A 13,556-nucleotide genomic window follows, 5' to 3' on the forward strand; every position below is an offset into this window, starting at 1 on the left:
CTACCGGTCATCAGGAAGACCCCGATCCCGACCGCGGCGATCCTCCGGTAGGGGTGTGCGAGACACGTCTACCTTGCGCTGCCGATGCCGAATGCGTGCCAGACATAGGCGGGCGCCCTCTTGGACCCTCCGCCCTGCACAGCACGGCTCCCGAAGAAGATTCGGCCGTGCTCGACGACCACGTCACTCCCGGCGGCACTGACCAGCGAACGGACTTCCTGGAAAGACTCGAACGAGTAGTAACTTGCTTCTTTTCCGGTCGCGGGGTCGAGGCTCACCAGCTGTGTCGGTGCAAAGTTGTCGGTGCCCACCTTGAGGGCCAGCAGTCGGTCTCCGCTCATACGCAGAGGGAACAGCTCCTGGTCCTTCCCGGCATCGAACTTCACGCCCGTATGACCAGTCTTCAAGTTGAAAGCGACGATCGAATTGGTCTCGTGAGAGATGCCTTCTGTCATTTCCCCCGTAGTGACGAAAGCCTGCTCGCCAGAGACAACAATCTGCGTGCACTGGTCTACGGCCGAAAAGCTCAGGGCATCTTCCGCGCTCGTTTCGATCCCATCCGTGCACTTCACCTCGTAGCGCTCACCCGAGAACCGGATGGTGGTCTGGTACTTCCCTCTACCGTCGAGCGAGATCAGATCCGACAGCCCCGCCTCCCCCGCCGATACGGCGAGCACCACAGGATCCGACGAGACAAGATAGACGAAGTTCAGATGCTTGTTCGCCTTGTATGTCCACTTCGCTTCGCCGGACCGCGGATCTACCTTCTGTACCCGATAGGTAGACTGTCCGTCCGCCGAGTAGCAATCCTGTCTCACGATCAGCGAGCGACCGCCCGCGAATCCGCCTTCTCGGCACGTCTTCGTCTCATTCCGGGTCCATCGCTTATCCCCGGTTTTCATGTCATATCCAGCAGAGCCAGAACCATATGCGACGGCTACGATCCCGCGAGTGAGGGTCACATTCGGGTACCGGTCGTCAGCGGCATGCTGTCGAGGGATTGTCGCTTCCCAAAGTTTATCCCCCGTGTCGATCTTGAAGAACAGAAGCTTGCTGCAAGAACCGCCGTCCTTGTCTTTGAGCAGGACAGCTGTGCTTCCATCGACTGTTACGTTTTGCGTCCACCCACACATGGGGCCGGACAGTTCGCGTTGCCAAACAAGTTCGTCATCCGCGTCGATCCCTATGCCTTTGAGGGAGTTCCCCATTCCCTTCGCCAGCACCTTGCCCGTAGCCCAAGTCCCAGGAGTCGTCTTGGACTCCATGGGTTTCAACTTGCTGTCGCCCATGGCAGCCACGAGCCGTCCCGCACCACCCGTAGGCGCACGTTCGACTGTTTCTCTCACCTCGTCCGCCGCTTGCTGGTGAACGGATTTCGCGTCAAGGGTCGAACTTTCCGCACCGCCCCCTCCGCTTGCGAAAAACCAGCCGACTCCACAGGCGACCGCCACCAGCGCCAGGCCGGAACCGCCCCACAACTTGATGCGCCGCCGCTTGGCACGCTCGTCCGCAGCACGCAATGACTGCGTGAACGGAGAAGGTGGCGGACCGAAACTCATGAGTGCCAAACCTTTCCAGATGTGCAGCGCGAACAGGCCAGGACAGGGACGCCTGGCAAGGGAGTCAGACATTCAGGGATTCAAGTATCCAGGCAACAGGAAGGGTGGGCACCTCCCGCGCGTGCCCACCCCAGACTAAACCGCTCCCGTTTACTGGAAGTAGCTGGACGCCTTCTTGTCGCCGTCCATGTAGGTACCGCCGGACTGACCCACGACATGGCCGATACCGGTCAGCGCCGCGTGAATGTCAGCGGCTTCCTTGTCCCACTTCTGGAGCTTGTCACCGAAGGTGCCCTGCGCCTCACCGGCCCAGTACTCCTGGCTCTTCACCACGAGCTGCCGCAGCTCCTGCAGATCCTGTTCGAGGGTCTTCGCCTCGTTACCGATCTGGGTCGCCGCCTGGTCGAGCCCGTCATAAGTTACGAGCAGCCCGTCACCGTTACCGGCCATATCTCTTTACCTCGTCTCGCTCGTGGTTCTGCTTCTGACGTACTTCGGATGCCTTGAACTCGGCGCCGCTCAGTAGCCGCTGAGAGACGAAGCTCCGTCGGTGACGGAGATCTTGTCCACCGAGGCACGCACGTCGTCTTCCGAGCTGTCCTTGATGTTGCGCGTCTTGTTCATCGCGTCGATGACGTCGGCCAGAATCTTGCCGATGTTCTGCAGCGACTCATTGATCTCGAACTGCTTCTTGTCGAAGGCGTGCTTACCGATGCCCTTCCACTGGCCCTCAAGACCATCGATGACGCCCTGCAGGTTGTGGACGCGCTTGCGAATGCCGTCGTACTTCTCCGACATCTGCTTCTCAAGCTGGATTACTTGCTGGTCTTCGAGCTTCTGCTGCCCGCTGGCCATGGCGCTCCTGCCTTTCCTTAGGTGTGCCTCTAGTTCCAACTATTTGGTTCATGCCCGCTGGAGGCCGAACCGCTCCCCCGTGGCCCGCCCAAGAAGCGCAGGAACTTCCACGGTTGAAAGTCTTGTCAGCTACGTCGCGCCCGCAGCACAGCGAAACCTCCGCCACCGATCACGATCACCGCGGCGACCACACCGAGCACAATCCACAGCGTGCTGCCGCCACTTGACGATTTCGCTTCCGATCCTGCCGCCTCGGCAGGGACATCTGAAGCCTTCTGCGGGGGCTGTGACGAGTCTGATGCAGAAGCGGAGGGCGGGGTGTCCGAACCGGAACTGGCACCTGTGGTCCGCTGATCGGTGATCGGGTCCACGTTCGCGGCGCCGGGGGTGCCCTCGCCGTGCAGCAGGTTCCGGGCCGGCCGGACCAGGCCGTAGCCGAGGTACGTGCTGGGCTCGTCCTTCGGCCAACTGCGGCCTGCCGTGCCGGTCAGCACCCGCAGGACCTGGTTCGCGGACCACTCCGGATGCGCGGACCAGATGAGCGCCGCGGCGCCGGAGGCGATGGCCGCCGCGGGGCTGGTTCCCTCGCCCGCGCCGCAGTAGGAGGTGAGAGTGGCATCGCACCACCTGGGGATGTTCAGTCCCGGTGCGGCCAGGTCGACGTAGTCCCCGTGCTCCGAGAACTTGCCGACCTTCCCCGAATCGTCGGCCGCGGCGACACCCACGACACCGTCGTACGCGGCCGGGTAGTCGACGAGGTTCTTCTTCTCCGCGTCGTTGCCGACAGCGGCGAACATCAGCTTGCCCTTGGAGTGGGCGTACTTGATCGCGGACTCCAGCTCGGGGTCGACCAGATCGTCACCGATCGACATGTTGATGATCTTCGCGTCGGTATCGGCCGCGGCCCGGACGGCCTTCGCCGTGTCCGGGGTCTTCTTGCGCTCGTCCTTGTTCTTCAAGGAGGTCAGCAGGATGCGGTAGGGCACGATCTTCGCCCCGGGAGCGACGCCTTTCAGCCCTCCGCCCGCCCCCGTGCCGGCGATCAGCTCGGCGATGGTGGTGCCGTGGCCGGAGACGTCCTTGGTCGCGTGGTACGCGACGCTCTCGGGCGTCTCGTCGGCGAGCACCTGGCCCTTCAACGACGAGGTGCTGTCGCTCACGCCGGAATCGATGACGGCAACCTTGACGCCCTTGCCCGTGCTGACCTTCCAGATCGCATCGGCGTCCATGGCGTCCAGGAACCACTCCTGCGACTGGACGTTCCCGTCAGCCAAGGCCGCCGGGGCAAGCCCTACCGTCGCACCGACCACGGCGCCCAGCGCGACGGTCGCCACCGCCAGGCGCGAGGTGGTGCGCCGTGGTACAGGTACGTTCTGCCGAACTCGGCGGCCGATCCCTGGCTTCATGCTGCTGTACGTCCTCGTTCGGGAGTTAGTCGATTACCGGCGGCACATCGCGCCGCGGCTGCTGTGGAAGATGCGTGGCTTCGTCCTCGACGACGTAGTCCGGCCGCTGGGCGCCTTCCTGGTCGTCCTCGTCGCGCTTCTGCCGGGAGGAGGGGCCACGTACGAGCCCTTCGCCGCCCGAGGTGAATCCGTTGCGGCCGGCGCGGGCCGCGGAAGTCCTTCCGGCGGGCTTGCCGGTCACAGCCTCGGACGCGCCCTGGATCTTGCGTCCCGCACCCGTGGAGCGCCCCGCCGTCTCGGTACCGGGGGCGCCCATCACGCCGCGCTGTCCGATGCGGCCGTTGGTTCCCCGGGAAGCGCCACCGGCCCCCTCACCCATCACGGTGCCGCGAGGAACCCGCGATCCGGTCTGGCCCGCGCCCTGCGGGGTACTGGGGCGTCCACCGACCACACCGTTCGACCGCGCCGCACCGGTGGTGCCGGGGCCCGAAGTGCGGGCGGACTGCGCCCCGTTCGGCCGGGGCGTGCCGCCGGTCACCCCACGGCTCGTGGTGCTCGGGCGGCCGCCTTGCATACCCCCGCGCGAAGTTCCCTGCTGGCCCGTGCCGCCGCCGTGCTGGCCCATGGGGTTGCTCGTGGTGCCTCGCCCCGGGGTGGTCCGTGAAGCCCCGGGTCCAGAGGTGGAGGCGCGGTCCTGAGCGGTGAACGGGTTCCTGCCGGCGCCTCCACCGAACTTGCCTCCGCCGCCGCCCTTCCCCAGAGGGCCGGTGTATCCGGTCGGCAGTGGCACCGTCAGGCCGCTCGTGCTCGGGCCGGTGGCGGTCACGGGTGCCTGCGGCGCCTGCGGGCCGGGCGTGGACGTCGTGGGGTTCGGGAGCGTGCCGACGCTGTCGATCTCCGTACCGACTGCGGGGCGGTCCGGCATGGTGACCGTCCCGTTCACGTCCTTCGGCGCCGGGGACTGGAGGTCCGTGGATCCCTGCGTGTCCTGGACGAACTGGCGCCGCGAGGTCGCGACCTCCGCGTTTCCGGTGGACCCCGTCGACGTGCCCGTCTCGGCGCTGAACCGCTCGCTCGTGGAGGGGGTGGGCCTGGGCACTCCCACGTTCGGCATCGTGTCGAACGTGGGCGGTGTCAGGCCGCTCAACGTCTCCGCCGAGACGGAGTAGAACGAAGCCAACCGGTTCATCTGGTTGATCGCTTCTTGCCGATGCTTCTCGACCTTGACGGCTTCGTCGTACTCGGCGTTGCCCTCGGTCTGCTTCGCGGCCGGCAGCGCCTCGGGCTTCAACGCCTTGTGTGAGGGCCGGGTGTCGCGAGGAGGCAGCGAACTCTTCACCGACGCCAGTCCGGTGGCGGCGGCGGCGATCTCCACACCGGCCTTCTGGACGTAGGTGCTCAGGGCGTCCGTGTGACCGGCGAGCTTCGTGCCCCACTCCTGGAACGACGTGCCCGCCTCACCCTGGAAGTCGGCGCTGGCATGCTTGATGTTGGTGCGCAGCTCGGTGGCCGCGTCGGTCATCGCCTGACTCGCCTTCCAGAGCGCAGAGCCGGCGTTCTCGAGGTCACTCGGCTTGGTGCCCTCGACCAGGTCGAGCATGGCGTTGAGGAGATGCTCCTCGAACCTCGTGCTTCCGGGCGTGACGTGGAGCTTCTTCGCGAGGTCGTCCGAGACGGAGAACGCGCGGTCGGAGCCGAACCCGAAGGCGTCGTGCATCAGGCTCATGACGCTCTGGACGCCGTCCGTGACCGCGACCTGACCGGCCACCTGTTCCTGAGGGGTCGGGGTTCCCGACGTCTTCCCGTCGTTGCCGCTCATTACTTGTACCCCCCCTTCGACTGCGTCTCGTTGTTCTGCTTCTTCTCCGCGTCCGCGGTGCGGTGCTCACGGTCGATCCTCGTCTGGATCTCCCAGAAGCGGCGCCGCTGCTCTTCCTCCAGGTTGGCGAAGCCGACTTCCGCTCCGTGCGAGGCGATGCTCATTGCCTCGATCTGCATTCCCAGCATCTGGGAGAGGGAGGTGATGCGGCTGTGGACCTGCTCGTAGCTGAGGTGCAGCACATCCGCTTCGACGAACGGTGCGGTCCCGCTGGCGACCGCGGTTCGGCTGATCTGATGGTCCCGGACCTTGGAGGAGCTTCCGGGCGAGCCCTCGAAGTCCTGAAGAATCTTGTCCACACGCTGCTTGAAGGTCGTCAGAACTTCTGAGCCGACCTTGAGATCGGCTGCCGCAGCCTTCGAAACGCCTCCGCCGTCCGCCGGAATCACGACGTGTCCTCCCCGTTCCCCGTGGTCCTACCCGATCCGTGCGAGGCATCCGCCTGGCGCACGATCGCAAAGCCAGTCGCGTCTTACAACGCACTTACCACTGTAGTCACCCAGTACATCTACTCCAACCGGGCTATGCAGCAACTCCGTCACGAGACGGCATCAGGCGCCGCGATGTGCCCGATTCACCCGGCCGGACCCGGCCGGCGGGCGATGTCACGGCGTCGCGGGCCAACTCCGTTAAGCCGAAGGCAGGTTGACCAGACCGACTGAGACCGCGCGGGCTGTCAGCCCTGCGCCGACGTAGGCGTTTCGTCAGCCTGGGTGTCAAAGTTGATCTTCTTTCCGTCCACGGACGTGACCTTGGCCGTCACACCCAGGGTGCTGCCGTCGGACACCGTCAGCTTGCGGCGGATGGTCGTTCCGACCCTGCCCGCCAGGTCCTCCGGGCAGGTGATGTCCGGCTTGGCCTGGCCCGTCGTTGCGGCCGGCTTCTCGGCGACCGTGTCGGCCGGCTTCTCCTTCGACAGCTTCGGGTCGGAACTCCCCGCCGGGAGCGGAAGGTCCCCCTTGGCGCGCCCAGCATATGGCGCCCCCGGAGAGCCACCATCCGGCCTGTCCGTCACGTACGCCGCTTATCGCCACGCACCTTGAATTCTTCGCCACATCAACAAATGACCTTCACCTGCGCAATCGCGTGCGCCGCGAAGTCGCGGTGCACGGGGCAACAGACCGCGCCGCCCACGCCCACCCCACCGCTACGCGGATCAGGCGGCCACGGGCGGCAGACCTTCAGGAGGAGCCGACACATCACGCACGGCAGAACCTCGACTCACGCGGGGAACAGCATCCGCCAAACTCTGGGCCCATGGACACGTTCGTGGGCATTCTGGTGAAGGTACTCCTCCTCGCTTTCGTCGTGGGCCTGTTCACCTTTGTCATCAGAATGTTCTTCCGCACGAACAGAGCGAACGCCCAGATCATCGAGGGACGGGCGCAACTCGAGAGCATTGCCCGGGCCGCGGGTGGACGTACGAAAGGCGCAGCTCCGGACAGATCGACCAGTATTGCGGAGTCGGCCCCTTCCCCGCGCGCGGTTCGAGTTTGCGTACGTGGCACTACATCACGGGTGAGTTCCGCGACCGTTCCTTCAAGTGCTTCGAATACCACTACGTCGATCCGCTGTCGCCCCATACGCAAATGGGCGAGAGGCAGATGACGGTCGAGTCCGTCTTCGTCGTCACCACTCCCGGTACGGGACCGGCCATGGAACTGCGCCGTGCCCACAGGACGGACGGTTTCTTCGACGCACGACCCAAGATGGAGCTGGGCGTGCCGGAGTTCGACGACGCCTTCCGGGTCGTCACGGAGAACGAGGGTTTCGCCCGCACGGCACTGAGTGACGACATGGTGCCCTTCCTCCTCGCGGACCCGCGTGCCAAGGAATCCCCGCTGCAGCTCCGTGCCGACCGGCCGCTCGGAATCAGCACGTCCCGTGTCGCACCGTGACCGCGAGCCGATACCCCAACTCCTTGTACGAACCGCCGCCTTCACCGCCACTGATCCCGGGCGGCGTGTAATCCAGCGACTTGTCACGGGAGGTCTTCACGTGGAGGCAGAAGGCAATGTCCGAGCCGTTCGCCCGGACAGTGAAGTCGCCGTCGGTGTTCGGATCACCGGAGAGCGGCGAGGCGCTCACACCTGATTGCGGGGCGCCACCGCCTCCGTAGCGGATCACCTTGTCCTCGATGAGCGTGGCGTAGTCGTCGAAGTACGTGGTGTCATGCGTCAGGGGGTCGGTGCGGTACCAGTAGCCGTCCAGGTCGGCCGCCGTCCGATGGACTGCGCTCGTCAGCTCCTCGTCGCTCCAGCGCGAGTTGCCCTCCGTCGCCAGTCCCTGCGTGCCCTGCCAGACACAGATCGCCGCCATCGTCAGGAGCAGCGCCCGCGCCGCCACGAAGGCCGACGTGGGAAGCCCCCCGCCCGACGGATAAGTGCGACGGCGAACCGAGCGGACCCAGTCCGTCTTGACGCACACCATTGCCAGCAGCGCAGCGGCCAGGATGAACAGGGGCACCGCCAAGCCCGTCATACCCCGCGCTCCGCCCGCCCCCGCCTCCGTCGCGCGTCCCGCACCGCTACCGCCGCGCCCGCGAGGCCCACGACCACGACGATCGCGCCGACCGCCGCGTAGGTGCCCAGGCGTGCGTTGCGTTCGTCGGCGGTCTCGCCGAAGTGGACGGCGGCGAGGTCGGGGGGTTCGACGTTGGTGACGGCCCTGTCGGGTGTGGGGGACTGGATCGGGTTCTTGGGGTCGGCGACCTCGGTGACCGCCTTGACCGGGTCGACGACGCCCCAGCCCACCCGGACGTCGTGGCCCGGGATGGAGCGCTCCGCCGTCTGCTCGATCTGCGCGACGATCTCCTGGGCCGTCCAGTCCTTGTGCCGCTCCTTGAGGAGGGCCGCCACGCCCGCGACGTACGGGGCCGAGAAGCTCGTACCGTTGTCGGAGCAGTGGCCGCCCTTGGGGACGGTGGAGATCATGTCGACGCCGGGGGCCGCCACTCCGACGGTGTCGCCGGACTGGGAGAAGGTGGCCCGCTCGTTGTTGCGGTCCGATGCCGCGACCGCCAGGACTCCCTTGTAGGAGGCCGGGTAGGTCGCCTTCTGGTTGCCGCCCAGGCCGTCGTTGCCCGCCGAGGCGACCACCACCACGTTCTGCTGCAAGGCGTGCTCGACGGCCACCTCGAGAGCGGAGTTGGCGGCCAGCGCCTTCTCCGTGTCCTGGGAGATGTTGATGACGTCGGCGTCCGCCTGGTTCACCGCGTAGTTGATCGCGGCGGCCAGCTCGTTCGAATCGCCGTGGCCCTCGGCGTCGTTCTGCTTGATCGGGATGATCTTGGCGTCGGGGGCAAGACCCACGAACCCCGTGTTCTTCTCGTCCTTGCGGGCGGCGATGATCCCGGCGACCCGGGTGCCGTGGCCGACCGTGTCGGTGGTGCCGTGCTCGTTGCCGCGGTCCGCGATGGCCTCGCCCTTGTCGTCCTTCTTCGGGAGGAAGTTGTGGCCCGCCGCCACGTCGACGGCGTCGGTGAGCTGCGGGTTCTTCGTGTCCACGCCGGTGTCGATGACCGCCACCCGGACGCCCTTGCCCGTCGCGCCCGCCCACAGTGCGTCGAGGTTGACGCGTTGCAGGGACCAGGGCCGCCCCTTGTAGTCCTTCCCGCCGAACGTGCACTCGCCGCTGTCCGCCACGGCCGGCGCCGCCGGCAGGGCGAGCACCGACACGGAGGCCGTCAGCGCCGTCGCCGCGACCAGTGCGCCGGGGCGCCGCAGGGCCCGCTTCAGTTGCGGCAAGCGCTTCGAGCGCCTCACGTGCTTCACGTTCTCAGTTCTCGACATCAGTTGGTGACCCCTCCCGTTCCCGTCCCGCCGCGCCCCGCTGCCGCTCACGAACCCTGCGGCTGGCCTGCGTCCGGCTTGGACAGGCGCGGGCCCGTGGGCAGGAACGTGGACCAGGTCATCGGGATCGGCTGCGGCGTCACCTGGTCGTAGCCGAGCAGCTTCTGCGTCGTCTGCGTCTCCTTCTCCAGCTCCTTGCGCTCCTTGGCGGAGGTGCCGACGCTCGTGTCGCTGGAGGTGCTGTCGCCGTTGGACTGCAGGGCGTAGCGCAGGCCGGTGTCGGTGACGAGGAAGATCTGGCCCGCCTTCGTCTCCGTGCCCTGGATCTGGCGGAAGACCTGGCCAGAGCCGGGCGTGACGTACGCGCTGGAGGAGCCGGTCGGCAGATCGGTCGGGAAGTCGGTGCCGACCCAGGTGGAGAGCGTCGCGCCGCCGGTGCCGACCTTGCGCAGCACGTTGCAGACCGTGTTGCGGCCGCTGGTGACGCTGGTGCCGTCGTTCACGGTCTCCGGCTGGAGCGTGGGCCAGTCGGCGCTCTCGCCCTCGAACGGGACGCTGCTCTGCATCGCGGCGATGTTCACCTGCTGGGCCTCGCCGGTCAGGTTGTAGTTGGCGAGCTTCGGGTTGCGGAGCAGGAGCTGCGAGGTGAACTCGGAGATGCGCGCGACCTTGTCCTGGAGCACCACGTAGTACTGCGTCTTCGTGCCGTCGAGCGACTTGAGGACCGTACCGACCTTGTCGTACTTGGCGTTGCCGCTGCCCGCGATGGCGTTCGCGGTCCGGCCGGGGGTGCCGGGGACGGTGGGCATGGTGATGGGGGCGCCCGGGTCGAGCGTCTTCAGCCACTCGGACGAGACGCGCTGCGGCTTGCGCTGCTGGGTGTCGAGCGCGGTGAGCACGCCGTCCTGGGCCGGGTCGGCGATCTCGTAGGCGGTGCCCTTGGCGTCGACGACGTACTGCTTCTTCGTGACCGAGTCGACCACGTACATCAGCTGGCCGCCGCTGAGCCGGTTGCGGCCCTCGGTCTTCTTCTTCCAGTCCTTCTTGGCAAAGACGAACGCCGCCTTCTGGATGGCCCGGCCGCCGTCACTGGGGCGCTCGCACACCATCCAGCGCTTCGCGGCCTTGGCCTCCTCGGCGCTCGGCAGCCGGTCGGGGGCGTAGGGGATGCCGAGGGTGGCCCCGTGCGAGATGTCGCCGTTGTCGAGGACGCCCTCGTCGACGGTGACGACCTTGTCCGTGTAGTCCTTGAGGAGCAGCTTGGCCGAGGCCATGTTGAGGACCGGGTGGAGCTGCTTCTGCTTGCCGGTCTTGAGGACCACGTAACGGGTGGTCGAGTCGCTCGCGACGATGACGTTCGTCGCCGTCTGGTCCCAGCCCTTCGGCGCCGTGGGGCTGAACAGGCCGATGCCGCCGAAGACCATCAGGATCACCACGCCCATGATGGTGCCGGGCAGTACCGCCCGCAGCGGCCTGGGGGCCCCTTCTTCCGAGCCCGACGGTGAGGGCTGCACGAAGGACGCAAGTGTGCGGCGCTTCGCGAAGGTGTAGGCGTTGAGTTCGTCCCGCCGTGATGCCATCTCTGTCCGCTCTCTCCCCGTGCGGAGCCGTGGGGGCGCTCTCCCCCGACTTCGGTCGACCGGTGTCGACTGTGCGTGCCTCGGGCCGCCGAGCGACTGTCGTGCGGCTGCCGTGGCTGTCAGACCCGGCCCCTACTATGCCTGTTACGACGTTGTGCATGTGGCACGGGTAGGGTGCTGGGGCCTTCCAAGGGGCCCCTGGGTCCTTTACGAGGAGCCTTTGCGCATGGGATTTCGGGAGAGTTCGGGGGGTTTGGAGTGATGGCTTCCGCAACGCGGGCTCGATCGCGGTCGCAATCGAGGTCACGATCGAGTGACCGTTCGGGGCAGGGTTCGCCGCCGGGCTCCCCCTCTCCTTCACAGATGTCACACATGCCTGCACAGGACCCGCGTGATCCCCGTACGCGCGCCGGATCTCCTTCGCCGCATCGCGGGCCGGTGACACCGCACCTGAAGTCGCGTTCCGGGCGCGGTGGTTCGTTCCGCGCGCAGCGGCTCGTGCTGATCGAGCTGGCCGCGGCCCTCGTGGTCTGCGGCTGGGTGGCCGACAACATGGTGGCGCTGATCGCGACGGGCGTCGCCGCCTCCGTGCTGCTGCTGCTCGCTCTCGTACGCCGCCGGGGGCGCTCCCTGCCGGAGTGGCTGGGCACCGTGCTCGCGATGCGGGCCCGGCGGCGCGGCGCGGCGAGCACCCCGGTGCCGCCGGGGACCGAGCCGGGTCTCGCGCCCGCCGTCGAGTGCGACCCGAGCCTGCGCACGTACAGCCACAACCGCGGGGACGACCGTGACCAGCGACCGGTCGGCATGGTCGGGGACGGTGGCTTCCTGACCGCCGTGCTCCAGGTCGAGTCCGACGCCACCGCGCTGCGCGCCGAGCGCAGCCGCAGACCGCTGCCGGTCGGCCTGGTGCGGGACGCCCTCGAAGTGGACGGCATCCGGCTGGAGTCGGCGCAGATCGTGCTGCACACGCAGCCCGCCCCCGCGCTGCACCTGCCGCAGCAGTCGGTGGCCGTGAGCAACTACGCGCCGTTGCAGGCGCAGACCGGTTCGCCCGCAGTGCGCATCACGTGGATCGCGTTGAAGCTCGACCCCGAGCTGTGCCCGGAGGCCGTGGCCGCCCGTGGCGGTGAGCTGATCGGGGCGCAGAAGTGCCTGGCGCGCGTCGCCGAGCACCTGTCGAGCCGGCTGAGCGGCGCCGGGTTCCGGGCGAGCGTGCTCACCGAGGAGGAGTTGATCGCCGCGGTCGCCACGTCGGCGTGCGCCAACCCGATGGTGACCGCGCAGGCCGGGCGGAGCGAGGCGCCGCAGCGGCGCACCGAGGAGTCCGGCCGCAGCTGGCGCTGCGACAACCGCAGGCACACCACGTACTGGGTGCGGCGCTGGCCCCAACTGGGCACCGGTGACGCGACGTTGCCGCAGCTCGTCGCCCAGTTGACGACGGTGCCCGCGCTCGCGACGACGTTCAGTCTGACGCTGGCCAAGGGTGACCAGCAGGACGTGACCCTCGCCGGGCACATGCGGATCACGGGGCGCAGCGACAGCGAGCTGACCACCGCCCGGCGCGATCTGGAGCGGGCCGCACGCCAGGCGCGTACCGGGCTCGTCCGGCTCGACCGTGAGCAACTGCCCGGCGTTCTCGCCACTCTGCCGCTCGGAGGTGCCCGCTGATGGCCATGACCAGCCAGATCCCCGACCTCACCGAGCGGCTGCGGACCGGTTTCGGTCTGCTCGGCCCCCGCCACCAGCGCCACTCCCTCTCCCCCGAGCAGCTCGACACGCTGTCGCTGCCCATCGGGGACGACGGTGTGGTCGTCGGTGTGGACGCCGAGGGGCAGCCCGCGGTCATGGGCATCAACCGCCCGACGCCGTACGACATCGCGCTCATCGGTGGTCTCTGGACCGCGCAGGTGCTGGCGCTGCGGGCCGCCGCGACAGGTGCGCGGGTGGCGGTGGAGACGGGTCGCGCGCAGCAGTGGGCGCAGCTCGTACAGGCTGTCGGCGGCGGGCAGTCGGGCATGACCGTGCACGACGTGGGACGCGTGCCGCCGCAGGGCGCTTCGGCCGGCGGCCCCGTGCTCGTCATCCGGGACTGCGGCATGCGGCCCCCGCGCGGGCGGGTGGCCTCCGCGCCCTGGCAGTCGGTGCTGACGTTGCTGCCGTACCTGAGCCCGGTCGCGCCGCGTCTGATGCGGCAGGCCCGGCTCGTGGGCGTGCAGCGGGTGTCACCGGACGAGGCGACCGAGATCGGGCGCGTCCTCGGACTGCCGCGCGGTGAGTACGAGTCGCTGCCGACGCTCGCCGACGGTGTGACCCTGTGGTGCACCGACCGCGACCGGCAGTACGTGATGACGCAGGCGACGGACGCCGAGACCGGATTGTTGGGAACCGCGCGACGGATGGACTGAGTCGTGGGGGGGGGGGGGGGGGGGGAACCACCGCTGGGATAGAGACACCAAAATGCACCACCACCACAACACCCTCCTTCC

General features: G+C 67.8%; 13 protein-coding genes. 3 read left to right on the plus strand and 10 right to left on the minus strand.

Annotated elements, in window-relative coordinates:
- Window positions 1-68 precede the first annotated feature (68 nt).
- The 7 genes from ACZ45E_RS15100 to ACZ45E_RS15130 all read right to left on the minus strand — a co-directional run bounded on the left by ACZ45E_RS15100 (window position 69) and on the right by ACZ45E_RS15130 (window position 6,714).
- Window positions 69-1,631: an outer membrane protein assembly factor BamB family protein gene (locus ACZ45E_RS15100; RefSeq protein WP_468220823.1), complete on the minus strand. Its 1,563-nt coding sequence runs from the start codon at window positions 1,629-1,631 to the stop codon at window positions 69-71.
- A 78-nt stretch (window positions 1,632-1,709) separates the two neighbouring features.
- On the minus strand, window positions 1,710-2,009 hold the full coding sequence (locus ACZ45E_RS15105; protein ID WP_468220825.1) for a WXG100 family type VII secretion target: 300 nt from the start codon (window positions 2,007-2,009) through the stop codon (window positions 1,710-1,712).
- 69 nt (window positions 2,010-2,078) lie between these two features.
- Entirely contained in the window at window positions 2,079-2,414 is a 336-nt protein-coding gene (locus tag ACZ45E_RS15110; protein ID WP_468220827.1) for a WXG100 family type VII secretion target, read from the minus strand.
- A 125-nt stretch (window positions 2,415-2,539) separates the two neighbouring features.
- Complete coding sequence (locus ACZ45E_RS15115; protein WP_468220829.1) at window positions 2,540-3,688, minus strand: S8 family serine peptidase; 1,149 nt, start codon at window positions 3,686-3,688, stop codon at window positions 2,540-2,542.
- Between the two features lie 157 nt (window positions 3,689-3,845).
- Entirely contained in the window at window positions 3,846-5,639 is a 1,794-nt protein-coding gene (locus ACZ45E_RS15120) for a WXG100 family type VII secretion target (protein WP_468220831.1), read from the minus strand.
- Window positions 5,639-6,088 (minus strand): hypothetical protein, encoded by a 450-nt coding sequence (locus ACZ45E_RS15125; RefSeq protein WP_468220833.1) that lies wholly within the window; start codon window positions 6,086-6,088, stop codon window positions 5,639-5,641. The genes ACZ45E_RS15120 and ACZ45E_RS15125 overlap by 1 nt, the downstream gene beginning before the upstream one ends.
- Window positions 6,089-6,375: 287 nt before the next feature.
- A complete protein-coding gene (locus ACZ45E_RS15130) occupies window positions 6,376-6,714 on the minus strand; it encodes a DUF4333 domain-containing protein (protein WP_468220834.1) in 339 nt (112 codons plus the stop codon).
- 574 nt (window positions 6,715-7,288) lie between these two features.
- Between ACZ45E_RS15130 and ACZ45E_RS15135 the strand changes: the two genes are divergently transcribed.
- Entirely contained in the window at window positions 7,289-7,597 is a 309-nt protein-coding gene (locus ACZ45E_RS15135; protein ID WP_468220836.1) for a hypothetical protein, read from the plus strand.
- On the opposite strand, the gene ACZ45E_RS15140 is transcribed toward ACZ45E_RS15135, so the two are convergent.
- The 3 genes from ACZ45E_RS15140 to eccB all read right to left on the minus strand — a co-directional run bounded on the left by ACZ45E_RS15140 (window position 7,572) and on the right by eccB (window position 11,070).
- On the minus strand, window positions 7,572-8,180 hold the full coding sequence (locus tag ACZ45E_RS15140) for a hypothetical protein (protein ID WP_468220839.1): 609 nt from the start codon (window positions 8,178-8,180) through the stop codon (window positions 7,572-7,574). The genes ACZ45E_RS15135 and ACZ45E_RS15140 overlap by 26 nt on opposite strands.
- Window positions 8,177-9,463, minus strand: a complete 1,287-nt coding sequence (gene mycP / locus ACZ45E_RS15145; RefSeq protein ID WP_468220841.1) for a type VII secretion-associated serine protease mycosin — start codon at window positions 9,461-9,463, stop codon at window positions 8,177-8,179. Before mycP ends, ACZ45E_RS15140 begins: the two co-directional genes overlap by 4 nt.
- A gap of 74 nt (window positions 9,464-9,537) precedes the next feature.
- A complete protein-coding gene (gene eccB, locus ACZ45E_RS15150; RefSeq protein WP_468220844.1) occupies window positions 9,538-11,070 on the minus strand; it encodes a type VII secretion protein EccB in 1,533 nt (510 codons plus the stop codon).
- A 261-nt stretch (window positions 11,071-11,331) separates the two neighbouring features.
- Between eccB and eccE the strand changes: the two genes are divergently transcribed.
- The gene (eccE, locus tag ACZ45E_RS15155; RefSeq protein ID WP_468220847.1) at window positions 11,332-12,738 is read left to right on the plus strand and encodes a type VII secretion protein EccE; all 1,407 of its coding nucleotides are present in this window, start codon (window positions 11,332-11,334) and stop codon (window positions 12,736-12,738) included.
- Window positions 12,738-13,475: a hypothetical protein gene (locus ACZ45E_RS15160; RefSeq protein WP_468220850.1), complete on the plus strand. Its 738-nt coding sequence runs from the start codon at window positions 12,738-12,740 to the stop codon at window positions 13,473-13,475. Before eccE ends, ACZ45E_RS15160 begins: the two co-directional genes overlap by 1 nt.
- Window positions 13,476-13,556 lie beyond the last annotated feature (81 nt).

It is taken from the genome of Streptomyces sp. NPDC030991 (assembly GCF_055571235.1).

Coding starts and splice junctions, on each gene's coding strand:
- ACZ45E_RS15135 (WP_468220836.1), top strand. CDS start 7,289: ATGGGCGAGAGGCAGATGACGGTCGAGTCCGTCTTCGTCGTCACCACT.
- ACZ45E_RS15100 (WP_468220823.1), bottom strand. CDS start 1,631: ATGTCTGACTCCCTTGCCAGGCGTCCCTGTCCTGGCCTGTTCGCGCTG.
- eccE (WP_468220847.1), top strand. CDS start 11,332: ATGGCTTCCGCAACGCGGGCTCGATCGCGGTCGCAATCGAGGTCACGA.
- eccB (WP_468220844.1), bottom strand. CDS start 11,070: ATGGCATCACGGCGGGACGAACTCAACGCCTACACCTTCGCGAAGCGC.
- ACZ45E_RS15120 (WP_468220831.1), bottom strand. CDS start 5,639: ATGAGCGGCAACGACGGGAAGACGTCGGGAACCCCGACCCCTCAGGAA.
- ACZ45E_RS15105 (WP_468220825.1), bottom strand. CDS start 2,009: ATGGCCGGTAACGGTGACGGGCTGCTCGTAACTTATGACGGGCTCGAC.
- ACZ45E_RS15160 (WP_468220850.1), top strand. CDS start 12,738: ATGGCCATGACCAGCCAGATCCCCGACCTCACCGAGCGGCTGCGGACC.
- ACZ45E_RS15110 (WP_468220827.1), bottom strand. CDS start 2,414: ATGGCCAGCGGGCAGCAGAAGCTCGAAGACCAGCAAGTAATCCAGCTT.
- ACZ45E_RS15140 (WP_468220839.1), bottom strand. CDS start 8,180: ATGACGGGCTTGGCGGTGCCCCTGTTCATCCTGGCCGCTGCGCTGCTG.